This window comes from Mesorhizobium sp. P2_D5 (assembly GCF_056404355.1).
Map to the genome: position 1 here is coordinate 80,294 of NZ_JBFUEE010000005.1, position 16,303 is coordinate 96,596.

16 protein-coding genes, 1 tRNA gene and 1 pseudogene are annotated in these 16,303 nt (G+C 61.0%); 12 read left to right on the plus strand and 6 right to left on the minus strand.

Annotated features, from left to right (window positions below):
- Window positions 1–134: 134 nt before the first annotated feature.
- Window positions 135–331 (minus strand): annotated as a pseudogene (locus AC1DYW_RS21765) (adenylate/guanylate cyclase domain-containing protein); the annotation flags it as partial.
- Between the two features lie 277 nt (window positions 332–608).
- Between AC1DYW_RS21765 and AC1DYW_RS21770 the strand changes: the two are divergent.
- On the plus strand, window positions 609–1,073 hold the full coding sequence (locus AC1DYW_RS21770) for a histidine kinase (protein WP_425352276.1): 465 nt from the start codon (window positions 609–611) through the stop codon (window positions 1,071–1,073).
- 29 nt (window positions 1,074–1,102) lie between these two features.
- Here AC1DYW_RS21770 and ppk2 read toward each other — a convergent pair whose 3' ends face one another.
- Together ppk2 and AC1DYW_RS21780 are read right to left on the minus strand one after the other, a co-directional pair.
- Window positions 1,103–1,927 (minus strand): polyphosphate kinase 2, encoded by an 825-nt coding sequence (ppk2, locus tag AC1DYW_RS21775; RefSeq protein WP_457154169.1) that lies wholly within the window; start codon window positions 1,925–1,927, stop codon window positions 1,103–1,105.
- Window positions 1,928–1,975: 48 nt separating this feature from the next.
- Window positions 1,976–3,655 carry a SulP family inorganic anion transporter gene (locus tag AC1DYW_RS21780; protein WP_477227596.1) on the minus strand — a complete coding sequence of 560 codons (1,680 nt, stop codon included), beginning with the start codon at window positions 3,653–3,655 and terminating at the stop codon, window positions 1,976–1,978.
- An 84-nt stretch (window positions 3,656–3,739) separates the two neighbouring features.
- Here AC1DYW_RS21780 and AC1DYW_RS21785 point away from each other — a divergent pair, with 84 nt between their 5' ends.
- The gene (locus AC1DYW_RS21785; protein WP_477227597.1) at window positions 3,740–5,290 is read left to right on the plus strand and encodes a CYTH and CHAD domain-containing protein; all 1,551 of its coding nucleotides are present in this window, start codon (window positions 3,740–3,742) and stop codon (window positions 5,288–5,290) included.
- 49 nt (window positions 5,291–5,339) lie between these two features.
- Here AC1DYW_RS21785 and AC1DYW_RS21790 read toward each other — a convergent pair whose 3' ends face one another.
- Window positions 5,340–6,983: a SulP family inorganic anion transporter gene (locus AC1DYW_RS21790; protein WP_477227598.1), complete on the minus strand. Its 1,644-nt coding sequence runs from the start codon at window positions 6,981–6,983 to the stop codon at window positions 5,340–5,342.
- 296 nt (window positions 6,984–7,279) lie between these two features.
- Here AC1DYW_RS21790 and ccoN point away from each other — a divergent pair, with 296 nt between their 5' ends.
- Genes ccoN through ccoS form a run of 8 tightly spaced genes read left to right on the plus strand, consistent with a single transcriptional unit; the run spans window position 7,280 to window position 14,238 of the window.
- Window positions 7,280–8,923 carry a cytochrome-c oxidase, cbb3-type subunit I gene (gene ccoN, locus AC1DYW_RS21795; RefSeq protein ID WP_477227599.1) on the plus strand — a complete coding sequence of 548 codons (1,644 nt, stop codon included), beginning with the start codon at window positions 7,280–7,282 and terminating at the stop codon, window positions 8,921–8,923.
- A 3-nt stretch (window positions 8,924–8,926) separates the two neighbouring features.
- Entirely contained in the window at window positions 8,927–9,664 is a 738-nt protein-coding gene (gene ccoO / locus AC1DYW_RS21800) for a cytochrome-c oxidase, cbb3-type subunit II (protein WP_095084120.1), read from the plus strand.
- Window positions 9,661–9,831: a cbb3-type cytochrome c oxidase subunit 3 gene (locus AC1DYW_RS21805; RefSeq protein WP_095084121.1), complete on the plus strand. Its 171-nt coding sequence runs from the start codon at window positions 9,661–9,663 to the stop codon at window positions 9,829–9,831. The genes ccoO and AC1DYW_RS21805 overlap by 4 nt, the downstream gene beginning before the upstream one ends.
- Window positions 9,822–10,703, plus strand: coding sequence for a cytochrome-c oxidase, cbb3-type subunit III (gene ccoP, locus AC1DYW_RS21810; protein WP_477227600.1), 882 nt, complete (start codon window positions 9,822–9,824; stop codon window positions 10,701–10,703). The genes AC1DYW_RS21805 and ccoP overlap by 10 nt, the downstream gene beginning before the upstream one ends.
- Window positions 10,700–10,930, plus strand: a complete 231-nt coding sequence (locus AC1DYW_RS21815) for a hypothetical protein (RefSeq protein WP_245331065.1) — start codon at window positions 10,700–10,702, stop codon at window positions 10,928–10,930. Before ccoP ends, AC1DYW_RS21815 begins: the two co-directional genes overlap by 4 nt.
- A 50-nt stretch (window positions 10,931–10,980) precedes the next feature.
- Entirely contained in the window at window positions 10,981–11,763 is a 783-nt protein-coding gene (locus AC1DYW_RS21820) for a DUF2189 domain-containing protein (RefSeq protein WP_095084123.1), read from the plus strand.
- Between the two features lie 37 nt (window positions 11,764–11,800).
- Entirely contained in the window at window positions 11,801–14,095 is a 2,295-nt protein-coding gene (locus tag AC1DYW_RS21825; protein ID WP_457150632.1) for a cation-translocating P-type ATPase, read from the plus strand.
- Complete coding sequence (gene ccoS, locus AC1DYW_RS21830; protein ID WP_095084125.1) at window positions 14,092–14,238, plus strand: cbb3-type cytochrome oxidase assembly protein CcoS; 147 nt, start codon at window positions 14,092–14,094, stop codon at window positions 14,236–14,238. Before AC1DYW_RS21825 ends, ccoS begins: the two co-directional genes overlap by 4 nt.
- 307 nt (window positions 14,239–14,545) lie before the next feature.
- On the opposite strand, the gene AC1DYW_RS21835 is transcribed toward ccoS, so the two are convergent.
- Window positions 14,546–14,621 (minus strand) — tRNA-Ala (locus tag AC1DYW_RS21835).
- 160 nt (window positions 14,622–14,781) lie between these two features.
- On the opposite strand from AC1DYW_RS21835, the gene AC1DYW_RS21840 reads away from it, so the two are divergent.
- On the plus strand, window positions 14,782–15,072 hold the full coding sequence (locus tag AC1DYW_RS21840; RefSeq protein WP_095084411.1) for a YggT family protein: 291 nt from the start codon (window positions 14,782–14,784) through the stop codon (window positions 15,070–15,072).
- Window positions 15,073–15,084: 12 nt separating this feature from the next.
- Window positions 15,085–15,402: a DUF167 domain-containing protein gene (locus AC1DYW_RS21845; RefSeq protein ID WP_457150631.1), complete on the plus strand. Its 318-nt coding sequence runs from the start codon at window positions 15,085–15,087 to the stop codon at window positions 15,400–15,402.
- A gap of 12 nt (window positions 15,403–15,414) precedes the next feature.
- Here AC1DYW_RS21845 and AC1DYW_RS21850 read toward each other — a convergent pair whose 3' ends face one another.
- On the minus strand, window positions 15,415–16,296 hold the full coding sequence (locus tag AC1DYW_RS21850) for a MurR/RpiR family transcriptional regulator (protein WP_457150630.1): 882 nt from the start codon (window positions 16,294–16,296) through the stop codon (window positions 15,415–15,417).
- Between the last annotated feature and the right edge of the window lie 7 nt (window positions 16,297–16,303).

Sequence of the window (16,303 nt, forward strand, 5' to 3'; positions counted from 1 at the left end):
GCAGGCCACGCCCCCTGGGCTCGGGGACACCGGGATCCCGGTACAGTTCAGCTCCATCGACCCGGAAGTAGTCGCATATCAGCTTGGCGGCGGCCTTGTTAGGAACGGTCTGTGCTTGCAGGTAGCGTTCGAACCGCGGTAACGACGCCTTCTAGGCGCGCCGCGATGTTGACGCCGTCACCATGAGGTCGCCGTCGCTCTCCTCAACGACGTCTCCTGTGTGGATTCCGATGCGAAACTCAATAGGGCGCTCGATCGTAACACCTGCATTGCGTTCGAGCATGGCGGCCTGCACCTCGATGGCGTAGCGCACCGCGTCGACGATCAAGCGACCGGTCGTAGCGGCATCTCTGTCGCGGCACAGTCTGCCGCCTGTCGCGAATTGACCTTGATGTCCCCAGATGCCATTATGGAATGGTAGCTGATTGCGAAGACAAGACTTCTTGCCGCGGCGGCCGATCCCCTTAAACGCGCGGCTGGCAGCCTGCCTTAGTCGACTACCCATGCTGATTTGCGTCTTGCGGTTGGGTGACATGAATTGAGCCCAACGAACGAGGCCGACGACGGCTTTGGTGTTCAATTCTCGGACGGTTCGGTGGAGGGAGCAAATGGCCAAAGACGTAGACACAAGTGCAGCCCCGCCAAGTGCTGAGCAACTGCGATTGGCTCTTCTGAAGGAGCAGATGGCAGAGGTAGACAAGCAGGAAAAACTGCGAGCGAGAGAGAATGAGGAACTCACGAAGTTTACGAACAGTTTCCTGAAGGACCAAGTGAACGACGATGAAATCGCAATGGTCCGCCGCCTGGTGATGAACGCTGTCAAGAATGGCAAGTACGAAGCACTAGTATACAGCTTCCCTTCGGACCTGTGTACCGACAGCGGCCGAGCCATCAACAGCTCTGATCCGCAATGGACGGAAACCCTCCAGGGTAAAGCCAAGCAATTCTACCAGCGCTACCTGGACATTGGGAAGCCGCAAGGTTACAAGCTCAAAGCCATGGTTATTAACTTCCCGGGCGGAGTTCCTGGTGACATCGGCCTCTTCCTCAATTGGGCGCCGGAACGCAAATAAAAACCAGTGGTGGTTTCTGAAGTGGCTGGTCAGGACACGTCCGGCACCACGTTGCGCGGAGTTGCATCGTCCACGAAGTCGTCGGGTCGCTTTTGGCGTTTGCTGAAGTTCGGTTTTTCGAACTCGACGTGCTCATAGGGGATTGAGCTCAGAATGTGCGAGATGCAGTTGATGCGCGCGCTCTTCTTGTCGTTCGACGGCACGATCCACCAAGGCGCATGCCTTGTGTCTGTTGCACGGATCATTTCGTTGTAGGCGTGGGTGTACTCCCACCAACGATTGTATGACTCAACATCCATCGGGCTCAGTTTCCACTGCCGAAGGGGGTCGTCGGCACGCTGCCGGAAACGCCGTTCCTGCTCTTCCTCACTCACATCGAGGAAGTATTTGAGCAACGTTACGCCGCCTTCTACAATGGCGGCCTCAAGAGTCGGCACCTGTTCGAGAAAGCGTCGCGCCTGCTTGTCGCTGCAGAAACCCATGACGCGTTCGACGCCGGGACGGTTGTACCAGGAGCGGTCGAATATGACGACCTCGCCTGCCGCAGGAAAGTGCGCGAAGTAGCGCTGCATATAGAGTTGGGTCTTCTCCCGATCGGTCGGCGCCGGCAGCGCGACGACCCGGAACACCCGCGGGCTGACCCGCTCGGTCAGGCGCTTGATCACTCCCCCTTTCCCGGCGGCGTCACGGCCCTCGAAAACGATTGCGATGCGGGCGCCAGTCTTCTTCACCCAAGCCTGAAGGTGAGCAAGCTCAACATGCAACCGGGCGAGTTCTTTCGCATAATTTTTCCCTTCCGATTTTTCCTCCACATGCTCAGATACGACGGCCGACTTGTTCTTCTTCTTACCCATGGGTTCCTCCCTTCAACACAACTCACACGGTGCAAATTCCTTGAACTATCATGCGCGGGCCTCGAACGCATGATACGCGTCTTCGAGAATGTCGAAAACCATGTCTGAGCCGATGTGCTCGATCACGCCGGCCCGAACAAGGATGTCCCGCGCTTCGGCATGAAGGTCCGCTAGGCCAAACCTGATCCCGCGATTGCGCAATTCGTCAAATAGCTCCTCCAGCATTGCCGCTGCCGAGCTGTCGATCTGGGAAATTGCACTTGCATCGATCAGCAGCCAGCGGGTGTCGATCGGCAATTCCTCGGCAATGGACCGCAGCCGCGATGCGACGTAATCGGTGTTGAAGAACAGCAGGCTGCCCTGGACAAGGCAAACAGCAAGGCCGGGCACCTGACGGGCCTCGGGCGTTCGATGCAGTTTGTAGAAGCCGTCATGGCCTGGAACACGGCCGAGCATGGCGTCGCGGGGAAACATCAGCTTGCGCAGAACATAGACGAGCGTCGCACCGATCGCGATGACGACCCCGTTGAGCACGCCCAGACCGATCGGACCCCACATCGCGATCAGCGCGAAGACGAACTCCATGCGGCTGATGCGCCAAATCTGCCTAAGGGCCGCGAGATCGATCAGGCTGATTGCAGTAGCCGCAAGAATCGCCCCGAGCGCAGGGATCGGGATAATCCTTAGGGTCTGCCCGAGAAACAGCAGTGTCGCGATCAGGGCCGCGGCAGCCACGATGCTCGAAACTTGCGAGCGTCCGCCAACGGACAAGTTAACCGCCGTGCGCGAGTCGGAGGCCGTAACCGGGAAGGCGCCGAAAAGGCTCGCGCCTATGTTCGCAGCGCCAAATCCGATGAGCTCGCGATTTGGATCGACCGGGTAGCCGCCTATTGCCCCAAAGCTGCGGGCTGTAATGATGCCGGCGCCGTAGCTCACGACGAAGATCGCCGCAGCGCCGAGGACCAGCGTCTGGATCGGAAGGCCAGCAATCGCTGGCAACGACAACGAGGGCAACCCTGTCGGAATATCGCCGACTACGGCAATGCCGCGTCCTTCAAAGTCGAAGACGGCTGAAAGCACTACGGCGAGGACTACAACCAGCACTGGCCCGGGAACCGGAAAACGCATGATCCGTACGATCTGCAACAAACCGAACATCCCCATGGCCAGCAGGAGAGACTGCCAATGTATCGATCCGGCCTTGCGCAGAAGTTCGAGGACCGGTCCGAGCAGGCCTTCCGCCTCGATCTTGACTCCGGTGAAGCGACCGATTTGCCCGATCAGGATCGAAAACGAAATACCGATGAAGAACCCCGTCAGAATGGGGCGCGAGAGGAAGGTCGCAAGAACGCCGAGCCGAAGCACCCACGCCGCCAGGCACAACAGCCCAACGCCAAGTGCAAGGACTGCTGCGACCGCTGTTCGGTCCACTTCGAGTCCGACTGGCACGCTCGCTGTAACGGCAACTAAAACCGCCGCGAGCACCGTCATCGTAGCCGCGTCCGGGCCGACTATGAGCTGACGCGAGGGGCCAAAGATCGCGTAGGCCACCAGCGGCGCGATACTCGCGTAGATGCCGGTCTCTGGCGGCAGGCCCGCTATCGCGGGGTAGGCGATGGCACTGGGAAGCCCAACCGCGGCAACTGCAAGCCCGGCGGAAACATCGCTTCGCAGCCAGCCCAGTTGATAACCGGAAAGGCTTGCAGGCACGGGAAGGCGAACGCCCACCGGGTTGAATCCTTAGCTGGCATAGTAATTTTATTAGCGTAAACTAAGTCTACAGATTTGTAAAAGGCCTGACAACAATCAGCCATGAGCGAGATCGAGTTAAAATTTCTCCTCGACGAACCGACGTCGACCCAACTGAGCGCGCGCGTGAAGGCGCTTAAGCTGGCTACTGGCCACCCGAAAACCAGGACGCTCAGAAGCATCTATCTCGACACCCCTGGTCATGCGCTGAAGAAGGCAGGAGTCGCGCTCAGACTCCGGCGCGACGGGCGACGTTGGATACAGACCGTCAAGACCAAGCCAGAGCTGCATGGCGGCTTGTCGCAGGTTGGCGAGGTGGAGAATCCGGCTCCGGGCGGACGGCCATGTCTCGAAGCGATTCCCGACGCAGCGGTCCGGGAGGAGGTCATTCGCCGCGTGAACGGCGCGCCGCTTGAGCCCGTCTGCGAGACCGTGATCAGGCGTTCCGTCAGCGAGCTGTCCCTTGAGGACGGCACGCGTGCGGAACTGGCAATAGACATCGGCGAAATCCACGCGGGGGAGCGCTCGGCCGAGTTGCGTGAACTCGAGATCGAACTCATCGAGGGCAGCCTGGGCGGACTTTTCGACATCGCGCATCTACTGTTTCCTGACGGGGGCCTGAGGTTCTCCTGCCTTTCCAAGGCGGCGCGCGGCTATCTCCTCGCGGAACAGGGATGGATCGACCCGCCGCTCGCGCCCCGCAATGCCGAGGACGTTGCGCTCGATCGGGCTCAGATCGCCGAGCAGGCGGCACGCGACGTCCTTCGCGAGTGCCTCGAGCAGATCGCCACGAATGTCGTGGTCATCCGGAAGCTGGACGATCCCGAAGGGCCGCATCAGTTGCGGATCGGCCTGCGCCGATTGCGAAGCGCGTTCTCTGCCTGCGTTTCCGTTCTGAAGAGCCCGGAAATGACGCGGCTCAACATGGAAGCCCGCTGGCTTGGTCAGGAGGTCGGGCGTCTTAGGGATATCGACGTGGTGGCGAACGACATCGTGCGACGGGAGGCCGAGGCCCACGTGGATGAACCGGGTTTGCCGCCCCTGGCCGATGCTCTCTCGCAGCAGGCGGGGCGGCAGCGTGATCACCTTCGCAAGCTTCTCCCCGAGGCGCGCGTGCAGGCGTTCCTGATCGACCTGGCGCGGTTCGTGGAGGCGCGAGGCTGGCTCGTTCCTCAGGATTTTGGCCAGACCGAGCGGCTTGCAGCGCCGGTCGTCGAGTTGGCCGGCAAGGCACTCAGCAAGCGCTGGAAAAAGGTTAGCAAGCGCGCGCACGGACTTGAGACCTTGACGGTTGAGCAACGCCACGACCTGCGGAAAGAGCTGAAGACGCTGCGCTATACGGTTGAGTTCTTCTCTCCCTTGTACCCGGCGAAACGTGTTGAACAGTTCCTGAAGCAATTGAAGAAACTTCAGGCGGTCTGCGGCGACCTGAACGACGCGGCGATGGTCAGAGCCATGTTGACGGGGCCGGAAGCGCACGGCGCCGGCGATCCGACCGCGCAACGCGCCATCGGATGGGTGATCGGGGCGAGCCAGGCGCGTGCCGAATTCGGCTGGGCCGGCGCAAAAACCTTGTGGGAAAACCTGGATGAGATCCGCCCCTTCTGGAAGTAACTCGGCACCGCGACCGACATGTCTGACACAAGCGCCAATGGGTGCCTAATTAGTCTTGGTTGAAACGCGTCGTATAATGCTGAATGGCCGCCCGTACATTGGAAAATAGGCGCTCGGGTCCCAGCCGATTGGCGAAGCCTGAGGCCCGGATGTATTCAAGTACGCTGGGGTTCAGCCCTACCAGCCAACACGTCACGCCTTGCGCAGTCATGCGGCGTTCACCCTCCATCAACATCTGGAGGGCTGAATACTCGATGTCGAAAACCCGGCTCATGTCGAGCGCGAGGACACGCGGCTTGTGCTCGGCGACCAGGGTCTGGATCCGATCCGCGACCCGTTGAGCATTGGCGAAGAAGAGCCGTCCCTCAGGCCGAAGGATCAACAGGCCCTCGAATGTCTCGTCGTCCGGGTGCTCGGACGACAACGGCCGGAGTACGTCGGCCCCCCGTTTGCGGCCGATAACGTAGACGTTTGGGTTCGCCGCCTGACTGGCCAAGCCCGCCAGCGACAGGACAATCGCCACGACGATGCCCTGGAGCGTGCCGAAAGCAAGCACGCCAAGGAAGGCCGCCAGCGCCCATCGAAACTCCATTCGCCGGACCTTGCGGATGGAGATGAACTCGGCCGGCTGAATTAGTCCAATCGAGTAGACGATCACGATTGCCGCCAGCACGGACTGCGGCAACAGGCTGAGCAGAGGGGCAAGCAGCAGCATGGTGGCCGCTGCGGCGGCGGCCGTGACGAGCGACGCCATCTGCGTGTGTCCGCCGACCGCGCGGACCACGGCGGTCTGGGAGGTACCACCCCCCGCCGGCATGGCGCCGAACAAAGCGCCTGCCAGGTTGGCGGCGCCAGTTGCAAGAAGCTCGCGGTCGGGCTTGATGGGTGGCTCGGCGGGGTCGGCAAAGGCTCGGCCGGCGGCGATCGTTTCGGTGAAGCTCATCAATGCGATGCCGAGAGCGCCGGGCAAGAGTTGCTGGACAAGGCTGAGACTGGGCAAGGTGACCGACGGGAGCGACTGTGGAATGAACCCCACGGTGGCAACACCCAAGGAATCCAAGCCAAGGAACCACGAAAGCACGATCCCGGCACTCACCACGACCAGGGGAGCTGGCGAATGGGGCCAAAGCCGCTCCATGGCCAACAGCGCGAGTATTGCCGCGATGGCGATGATCAGAGTGAGCACCGACATGTCGGGCAAATGGTGCGCCACACTCAAAATGTCGCGGAGGAAGCCTTCCTTCGCAATGTGCACGCCAAGCAGCTTCGGCACCTGATCGAGTACGATCACAAGGCCGATGCCGGCCTTGAAGCCGGTTAGAACGGGAGACGAGATGAAATTGGCGATGAACCCGAGGCGAAGCACGGAGGCCCCGATCAGCAGGGCTCCGGTCAGCGCGGTGAGCGTCGCAGTCGCGGTGATCAGCCTGCCCGGGTCACCGTCCGGAACTGCGAGCCCGAGCTGTGTCCCGGCGAGGATCGCAAGTGTGGTCGTAGAGCTTACACTCAGGACGCGCGATGTGCCCAGCAGCGCATAGACGATCATCGGCACGAACGCCGTGTAAAGCCCGATACTTACCGGCAGGCCCGCAACCGTCGCGTAGGCCATCGCCTTAGGCAGGACGACGGCTGCGGCCGTCAGACCTGCGACCACATCGAGGCGTTGGACTGCAACGACCGAGGGAGTTCTCACGCCGCTTTGCCAGCGCTCGTTAATCGAGCGACCTTGTTGATGTCAGTTATGGGTTCTCAACATAGCGCGTAACTCCTCGGCAAGGAAGGGCGCTCAATTACGCACCGTCCTGGGCTCTAATCAGTTGGCAGTGCGGTCCGCCTTCAAATGAAAGCGGATGAGGCAGCGGCAGCTTGACGGGCGGGCGATCCAGTGGTGCCGGGCAGCCGAAACTATTCTGGACAATGCGGTAACAAGGGGATCATATGAAATGCACGTAGGCGTATTTGTGTTCAACCAAGTGGGGGACACTTGATATGGTTGCACAGCTCACAACAGGCGAACGCCAGCTTGCGATCGTTGTTCTCTCGCTTGTCGCCCTCCTAGGGCTGGCCATGGCTGCCGCCGGGCGCGCAGACCCAATCGGCGTGCATGGCTTCATCGTTTTGGCAATTTGCTGTGGTCTCATTTTTGTGGTGCTCGGCGCGTATTACGCACCGGAGCCGTCTCCAGAACGGCTGGAGCATTACTATGACGACCCCAGCAAGGTCGGCATTGTGCTGACGATGGCCTGGGCGGTGGTCGGCATGTTCCTCGGCGTTTGGGTCGCAAGCCTGCTCGCGTGGCCGGACCTGACCTTCGATGCAGCGTGGGCGAGCTTCGGCCGCCTGCGCCCCGCCCATACCAGCGCCGTCATCTTCGGGTTTGGCGGCAACGCGCTGATCGCCACCTCCTTCCACGTTCTCCAGCGCACGTCCCGGGCGCGGCTGCCGGACCAGTTCAGCCCATGGTTCGTGCTCATCGGCTACAATCTGTTCTGCGTGGTCGCGGCGACCGGCTACTTCATGGGCGTGACACAATCGAAGGAATACGCCGAGCCTGAATGGTATGCTGATATCTGGCTGGTCGTCGTCTGGGTAACGTATTTTGCCATCTACATCCGCACGCTGGCGCGGCGGAAGGAACCGCACATCTATGTCGCCAATTGGTACTATATGGCCTTCATCCTGGTTGTTGCGATCCTCCACATCGTGAACAATCTTGCCGTCCCGGTATCGTTCGGACACGCCAAGAGCTATTCCGTCTTTTCAGGTGTCCAGGATGCGATGGTTCAATGGTGGTACGGCCACAACGCCGTCGCGTTCTTCCTTACGGCCGGCTTTCTCGGCATGATGTATTACTACCTGCCAAAGAGGGCCGGGCGGCCTATCTATTCCTACAGGCTTTCCATTATCAGTTTCTGGGGCATCACCTTCATGTACATGTGGGCGGGTTCCCACCACCTGCTTTACACGGCGTTGCCACAATGGGTTCAGACGCTAGGCATGACCTTCTCGCTGATCCTGCTGGTACCTTCCTGGGCTTCGGCCGGAAACGCACTCGCCACGCTCAACGGCGCCTGGCACAAGGTCCGCGACGATGCGACCCTGCGCTTCATGATGGCCGCGGCGGTCTTTTACGGACTGACCACGTTCGAGGGGTCGTTCTTGGCCATTCGCCCGGTCAACTCGCTATCCCACTACACTGACTGGACCGTCGGACATGTACACGCCGGCGCGCTTGGGTGGGTCGCGCTGATAACGTTCGGCTCGATCTACTGTATTGTTCCGTGGCTCTGGAAGCGCGAGCGTATGTATTCAGCGCGGCTGGTCGAAGTCCATTTCTGGTTGGCCATTATCGGAACGGTTATCTACGTCTTCGCGATGTGGAATTCGGGCATCATCCAAGGCCTGATGTGGCGGACCTACAACGAGAACGGAACGCTGACCTACTCCTTTGTGGAGTCCATGGTCGCCATGCATCCCTACTACATCGCGCGCGCCTTTGGCGGTCTTCTGTTCCTTATGGGCGCTATCGTCGGTTCCTACAACATCTGGATGACGATCGGTGGCGAGGCGGAGGTCGCCTCTGAGTCCGCAGACCTCCCCGAGCCCAGGCTCGCGTCCGCGCCGGGGGAGTAGGACATGGCCGAATTTCATCGCAAGATTGAACGCAACGCCATGGGCTTCGTTCTGGCCATCGTCGTCGTCGCCAGCATTGGCGGCTTTGTCGAGATCGCTCCACTGTTCACGATCGACGACACGGTCGAGAACGTGCAGGACATGCGGCTCTACACCCCGCTGGAGCAGGCTGGGCGCGACATCTACACGCGCGAAGGTTGCTACGCCTGCCATTCTCAAATGATCCGAACACTGCGCGACGAGGTCGAACGCTACGGTCCTTATTCGCTCGCCGTTGAATCTAAATACGATCATCCGATGTTGTGGGGATCAAAGCGCACGGGACCGGATCTGGCCCGCATCGGCGGCAAATATTCTGACGCCTGGCAGGTCGCCCACCTGATCAATCCCCGCGACGTCGTGCCGGAATCCGTCATGCCGAAATATGGCTGGCTGCAGCGCAACGCCCTGCGCATCGACGACCTCGGCGAGCATTTGGCCGCTCTCAGGGACGTCGGCGTTCCCTATACGGACGACATGATTGCCAACGCGACCCAGGATGCTCTCGGCCAGGCCGCTCCGGACGGTGATTTCGCCGCCGGCGTTGTCAAGCGCTACGGGCAGGCAACGCAGGTCAGGGCTTTTGACGGCGATCCGGGAACCATCACGGAAATGGATGCGCTGGTCGCCTATCTCCAGATCATGGGCCATCTCACCGACGCTGCCTACAAACAGGCGGCAGCCGCGGAGCCTGCAAAATGAACTTCGACCATGACACCGTCGTCGGCTTCACGAAGAGCTGGGGGCTGTTCTACCTGATCGCTATGGCAGTTGGCGTCCTGATCTATGTTTTCTGGCCTTCGAACTTAGAGCGGTTCCACGCGGCCAAGAAGAACATCCTCGATGAGGACGACAAGCCATGGAAGTAGGCGAACGCGATCCCGTCACCGGGCAGCTGACGACGGGTCATGAATGGAACGGCATAAAGGAGCTCTACACTCCGGTACCGCGGGTCGTGATCTTGTTTCTCGTCCTCACGACCCTGTTCGCGGTGGGATACTGGATCCTTATGCCTGCTTGGCCCTTGGGGCGGACCTACACGAAGGGCCTGCTTGGGGTCGATCAGAAAACGACGGTCGAACGTCAGGTCGAAGAGGCCACCGCCGAACGCGCAGTATGGACGAAGCGGATTGACGAGATGGATTTCCCGGCGATCAGGGCGGACCCCGCGCTGATGGAAACCGTGCGCGAAGCCGGAGCGACGCTCTTCAAGGACAATTGCGCGGCGTGCCACGGAGCTCGTGGCACAGGAGGTAAGGGTTTTCCCGACCTGACGGCAGCCGCATGGCTGTGGGGCGGCAATCCAGAGACGATCGTCGAAACGCTGCGCGTTGGGATCAATTCGGCGCATGACGAAACACGGGTCTCGCAGATGCTCGCCTTCGGCCGTGACGGAATCCTCAGCCTAGCGCAGATCAACGATGTGCGTGCCTACGTTCAGTCTCTCGGCGGGTCGACCGAACCCACCGTCGCTTCGCCTGAGGCCGTTTCTCGCGGAAAGGAAGTCTTTGTCGCGAACTGTGTTGCCTGTCATGGCGAGGATGCCAAAGGCAAACAAGACGTAGGCGCTCCTGATCTCACCGATGCCAATTGGATCTATGGGGGAGATAGCCAGTCGATCCACACGTCGATCTATTCGGGGCACCAAGGACAGATGCCGTCCTGGGAGCAGCGCCTTTCGACGACCCAGCGCAAGATCCTCGCACTTTATGTCCTGTCACTTTCGGAGAAAAGATCGTGACGGTCGCCGCTGAAAAAACAGAAGCAGGGATCGCTCCACGGGCATTCTCGCGCGGCAAGGCCTTGGCGGTCGCCTTGGTTGCCGCTGGACTTGCCACATTCACCGTTGCAAACGCGCATTTCCTCTACGTGGCATTCATGTCGCAGCCGGACTGCGTTCCACACAGCAAGGTGTCACGAGCCGCCATTCCGGGAGGCCTCTACCAAGCCGCCGATCCGGCTTGCTAGGGCCTTGCGAACACGGCAATGAACCAGGCAGGGCAGGAAGGAACATCACAATGGGCAATGTCGATTTGACAGCGGATGGCCCTACCTACGTGGGGGCCCGCAATCGCCATCTTCCAGCCGGCGCCGCCCTCGGCTGGCTGCGCGCCGGTTGGCGTGACCTCATGGCAGAGCCGGGTTCCAGCCTCGCCTACGGCCTCGCTGTGTTCATCGTTTCAGTCGCGATCGTCGGAGGCCTTTTCTTCCTCGGTCTCGACTACATCCTGTTTCCCGCCATCGCTGCCTTCATGGTCGTCGGTCCGCTCGTCGCCATAGGTCTCTACGAAAAGAGCCGGCTGATCGAGGCCGGCGAGCCGGTTTCGCTGCAGCGCATGATCTTCGTCAGGCCGGCCTCCGGCGCCCAGGTCCTGTTCACCGGCGTCATCATGCTGGGGCTGGCCTTGCTGTGGATGCGAGCCGCAGTCATTATCTATGCGCTGTTCTTCGGTTTGCGGCCGTTTCCAGGCCTCGACCATGTTGCTTCGATGCTATTCACCACGGGCATCGGATGGGCCATGCTCGCCACGGGCACCGTCGTCGGCGGGGTTTTCGCGGCGTTTTCCTTTGCGATCAGCGTTTTCTCGGTGCCGATGCTCCTCGACGAGCGGACGGACGCTTTTACGGCAATGGGCATGAGCATTTCCCGCGTCTGGAACAATCGGCCTGTCATGATCGCTTGGGGAGCGATTGTGCTTGCGCTGACCGCGGTCGGCCTGCTGACAGCAATGATCGGCCTGATCGTCGTCTTTCCACTGCTCGGGCACGCTACCTGGCACGCCTACAAGGCAATCAAATGACGTCGGCTATGCTCAGGCCGCAAAAGGCTGCTGACCCATGACCTGTTGCGCGCCCGGTGCGGAGGCCGCGTTGTCGATCGCCGGGATTGATGCCGGGTCGAACCCGGCGGAGGAAATCCGGCTGGCCAGTCGTGATCTCGGTAACGGCGCCCGCCAATCCGCTCTTTCGGTTCCCGGTATTCATTGCGCGGCCTGCATCGCAACGGTCGAAAGTACCCTGTTGACATTGCCCGGTGTGGAATTTGCCCGCGTGAACCTCTCCATGAAGCGCGTCACGGTGAATTGGCGTGCGGCGGAAATCAGCTCGCCCGATCTGATCGGGGCTCTGCGCGCCGCCGGCTACGATGCACATGTATTCTCGATCGAATCCGATCCGCGCGATCCTGAGTATTCGCGGCTCATCCGGGCGCTCGCAGTTGCCGGGTTCTCGGCAATGAACATCATGATTCTGTCCGTGTCTGTGTGGTCGGGCGCCGATGCGGGCACACGTCAAGCCTTCCACTTGATATCGGCGGTGCTTGCGCTGCCTGCCTTGATCTACTCGGGGCGGATTTTCCATGCCTCTGCGTGGTCTGCGCTTCGCCAGCGACGGACCAATATGGACGTGCCGATTTCGGTCGGTGTGACGCTTGCCTTCGCACTTAGCCTCTACGACACGGTCCACAACGCCACTCATGCATATTTCGATGCTGCGACTTCGCTTCTGTTCTTCCTGCTGATCGGCCGTACACTCGACCATTTGATGCGTGAAAAGGCCCGCTCGGCGGTGGCTGGCCTGGCCAGGCTGGCGCCTGCAGGCGCAACGATCATCGAAGCCGATGGCCAGCGGCGCTACGTCCCGGTTGGCGAGATCGAGCCCGGAGCGTCCCTACTCGTTGCCGCTGGTGATCGAATCCCGCTCGACGGGGTGGTGACGGAAGGCGCTTCCGAACTCGATTGCTCGCTGGTTTCGGGCGAGGCCGCACCCAAGCACGCCGGACCAGGGACCATGATCCAGGCAGGGTTGACGAACCTTACGGGTCCGTTGACGGTCAGGACCATTGCGCGTGCGGACAGCTCATTCATTGCCGAAATGGTCCGGATGATGGAGGCAGCCGAGGGCGGACGGGCGCGTTACCGCCGGCTGGCCGACCGGGCCGCCGCCCTCTATTCTCCGGTGGTGCACGTGATGGCCCTGCTGTCGTTCCTCGGCTGGATATCGGCTACCGGCGATTGGCACGCATCGGTCACGATCGCGATAGCCGTCCTGATCATCACCTGCCCCTGCGCGCTGGGCCTTGCCGTGCCGATCGTACAGGTCGTGGCCGCGCGCCGCCTCTTCGAGAAAGGTATCATGGTCAAGGACGGCTCGGCGCTGGAGCGGCTTGCGGAAGTCGACACCGTGCTTTTCGACAAGACGGGAACCCTGACACTTGGAAAGCCGCGCCTCGTCAACGCCAGCGACATCGAGCCGTATGCCCTGGGAATCGCGGCGGCGATCGTCGCCCGTTCCAGGCATCCAATGTCTGCGGCGATCTCGGACGCTGTACAAAACGGTCAGGCATTTCCGGAGTTCGACCGGATTTCAGAACATCCGGGCTGTGGAGTGGAAGCGCGAGCGGGAAACAATATCTATCGCATCGGCCGACCGGACTGGGCGCTTGGCCGCAAAGCCGCAATTTCCGATGAGCGCGCTTTCTCCGTTTCGCTCCTCGTGAAAGACGGCGCGCCGTTGGCCAGCTTCGTATTCGAGGACGGCAATCGTCCTGATGTTCGAGAGACGGTGAGCCGGTTGCAGCGGCAAGGCCTTGCTGTCGGAATCCTCTCTGGGGACCGACGACTTGTCGTCGAAGAACTTGCGTCATCTCTCCGGATCGACAGCTTCATGCCGGAACTGCTTCCATCCGGAAAAGTTGCGCGCATCGCCGAACTGCGCAAGGCCGGAAGCACGATTCTGATGGTCGGCGACGGCCTGAACGATGCTCCAGCGCTTGCGGCCGCGCACGTGTCTATGGCGCCCGCGACGGCAGCCGATGTCGGCCGCAACGCCGCGGACTTCGTCTTCTTGCACCCGAGTCTTTCGGCTGTGACGGACGCTCTCGAAATCTCGCGCAATGCAGGAATCCTGATTCGCCAGAATTTCACCCTGGCGATCGGCTACAACATCATCGCGGTACCGGTCGCCATCCTCGGCCACGTGACTCCACTTGTGGCAGCGGTCGCGATGTCGCTGTCTTCGATTGTCGTTGTGTCCAACGCTCTTCGTCTCAGCAATCGCCCATCTCGAAAACCGCCCCGCTGGCAAGCCGCATCGACTCACGCCAACATTCAAGCGATGGCTACAGGATCATGAGCTACCTGTCCGTTCTCGTGCCGATCGCAATTCTGATGGGCCTTGCAGGGCTCGCCGCCTTCATGTGGGCGCTGCGTTCAGGACAGTATGACGATCTCGACGGGGCGGCCGAGCGAATCCTTATGGATGACGACCAGGAATGAAACAGCGAGGAAGCAAACCTTCTTGCGGACGGTCGATCTACGATTCAAATTCAAAGGGCCAGTTTAGGAGAAGTTTCGACTGAGGTGACCGGCAGCCTGCGGGGGTTGTCGAAAGGTCTGCTTCGCATCTTCCTTGGAAAATTGTGGGCACGGAAATGGACCCGGGGAGACGGGAAGCAAATACACCTGCAGAAGGCCTCGAGATCTGGACTCAGTTACGGCCGAACCAAAGAGCAAAGGGTGTAAGCCTCGGACAACACGAGGCTTTTCCGAGTAGTATTGTGGCCAAAGGTTCGCCAAAATCCGCTGGTGGAGCTGAGGAGGATCGAACTCCTGACCTCGTCATTGCGAACGACGCGCTCTCCCAGCTGAGCTACAGCCCCGTCCAGCGGATGGCGCATTTATCGGGCGCCGCGCTTTCCTGTCAAGGCGGCGTTTTGCCGAAATCCGCGGCTGCCGGTCGTCAGGCCAGCACGCGGAGGACGGCGGCCCTTGCCGGTTTCGCCTGCAATGGCTACATGTCGGCAACAATTGGAGACCGGCATGCTCGCCCTCATTCAAACAATCGTCATGGCGCTTGACCTCTATTGGTGGGTCATCATCGCTTCGGCGATCTTTTCTTGGCTCTACGCCTTCAACGTCGTCAACTCGCGCAACCAGTTCGTCGGCAGCATCGGCAACATGCTCTTCCGGCTGACGGAGCCGGCGTTGCGACCGATCCGCCGCTTCATACCGGACCTCGGCGGCATCGACATTTCGCCGATCATCCTCCTGCTGATCCTGTTCTTCCTCCGGCAGTTCCTGCTCACCACAGTGGCGCCTCTGGTCTTGTGAACCCATGACTGCATGAGCACGCCGTTCCGCCTGCGCGATGACGGTATCGACCTGTTCGTCCGGCTGACACCAAAAGCGGCGCTGGACAGGCTTGAAGGCATCGAGACCTTGGCGGATGGGCGAAGCCACCTGAAGGCCCGCGTCCGCGCAGTGCCGGAAAACGGCGCCGCCAATCAGGCGCTTGAGCGTTTGCTGGCCAAGGCGCTGGGCGTGTCGGCGTCCGCCGTCTCGATTGTCGCCGGCGGCACCGCCCGGCTGAAGACCGTGCGCATTGCAGGCGACCCGGCGACGCTGGCGAAAGGCATCGAGGCGCTCGGCCAGCAGTCCTGATGCCCTGGCGGTTCAATCCCCCAGCGGCAAACGCGGATCGTCGACTTTCAACGTGTTCACGCTCTGCTTGATGCGGCGCAGGTTTTCCAAAACCTTTGGTCCGCGCGTCTCGGCGACGGATGTGACGATCATGTCGACGATCGACAGCAGTGCATAGCGCGACGATGTCGGCTTGTAGATGTTGCCGTCCTCGAGCGACTGGAAATGGATGACCGTGTCGGCGACTTTGGCGAGTGCCGAGTCAGGCGGCGTGATGGCGATGGTGGTGGCGCCATACTGCTGGGCGACCTGCACCGCATCGATGACCGATCGGGCATAGCCGGAAACCGAAAAGGCGATCAGCGTGGTATCGGGGGTGGCAACGGCGGCGTACATGCGCTGCAGTTGCCCGTCGATCTGCGCAAGCACCGAAACGCCCAATCTGAACAGCCGGTTCTGCATCTCGGTCGCCATCATCGAGGAAATGCCGCCCGACCCGATACATAGAACGTTGCCGGAGACGGCGATGCGCGCGGCGACGGCGACCAGCGTCGTCATGTCGAGGTTTTCGCTGGCGCGCTGGATGGCTGATATCGCTGCCTCGGTGATGGCGGAAGCGATGCGCTGTTCGCGGGCATCCCGGCTCAACGGCTCCGGCGACAGATACTGGCCGCCGATGGCGATGGCTTGCGCCAGATAGAATTTGAAGTCGCGCAGGCCCTCGCAACCGAGGTTGCGGCAGAACCGGGTCACCGTTGGCTCGCTGACGCCAACGCGGGCGGCAATTTCCGAGATGGCCGCCTTGGAGACCAGATCGAGGTCGGCAAGCACGAAGGCGGCCAGCTTGCGATCCGACTTCGTGCCGTCCTGCAACATCAGTTGCAGGCGTGTGATGATGTCGGCCGGCGTCTTCATATTCGTG

Excerpts from the sequence above, each read along its gene's own strand:
- AC1DYW_RS21770 (WP_425352276.1), top strand. The coding sequence starts at position 609 with ATGGCCAAAGACGTAGACACAAGTGCAGCCCCGCCAAGTGCTGAGCAA.
- AC1DYW_RS21805 (WP_095084121.1), top strand. The coding sequence starts at position 9,661 with ATGAACTTCGACCATGACACCGTCGTCGGCTTCACGAAGAGCTGGGGG.
- AC1DYW_RS21850 (WP_457150630.1), bottom strand. The coding sequence starts at position 16,296 with ATGAAGACGCCGGCCGACATCATCACACGCCTGCAACTGATGTTGCAG.
- ppk2 (WP_457154169.1), bottom strand. The coding sequence starts at position 1,927 with ATGGGTAAGAAGAAGAACAAGTCGGCCGTCGTATCTGAGCATGTGGAG.
- ccoO (WP_095084120.1), top strand. The coding sequence starts at position 8,927 with ATGGCCGAATTTCATCGCAAGATTGAACGCAACGCCATGGGCTTCGTT.
- AC1DYW_RS21825 (WP_457150632.1), top strand. The coding sequence starts at position 11,801 with ATGACCTGTTGCGCGCCCGGTGCGGAGGCCGCGTTGTCGATCGCCGGG.
- ccoP (WP_477227600.1), top strand. The coding sequence starts at position 9,822 with ATGGAAGTAGGCGAACGCGATCCCGTCACCGGGCAGCTGACGACGGGT.
- AC1DYW_RS21845 (WP_457150631.1), top strand. The coding sequence starts at position 15,085 with ATGAGCACGCCGTTCCGCCTGCGCGATGACGGTATCGACCTGTTCGTC.
- ccoS (WP_095084125.1), top strand. The coding sequence starts at position 14,092 with ATGAGCTACCTGTCCGTTCTCGTGCCGATCGCAATTCTGATGGGCCTT.
- AC1DYW_RS21785 (WP_477227597.1), top strand. The coding sequence starts at position 3,740 with ATGAGCGAGATCGAGTTAAAATTTCTCCTCGACGAACCGACGTCGACC.
- ccoN (WP_477227599.1), top strand. The coding sequence starts at position 7,280 with ATGGTTGCACAGCTCACAACAGGCGAACGCCAGCTTGCGATCGTTGTT.
- AC1DYW_RS21820 (WP_095084123.1), top strand. The coding sequence starts at position 10,981 with ATGGGCAATGTCGATTTGACAGCGGATGGCCCTACCTACGTGGGGGCC.
- AC1DYW_RS21840 (WP_095084411.1), top strand. The coding sequence starts at position 14,782 with ATGCTCGCCCTCATTCAAACAATCGTCATGGCGCTTGACCTCTATTGG.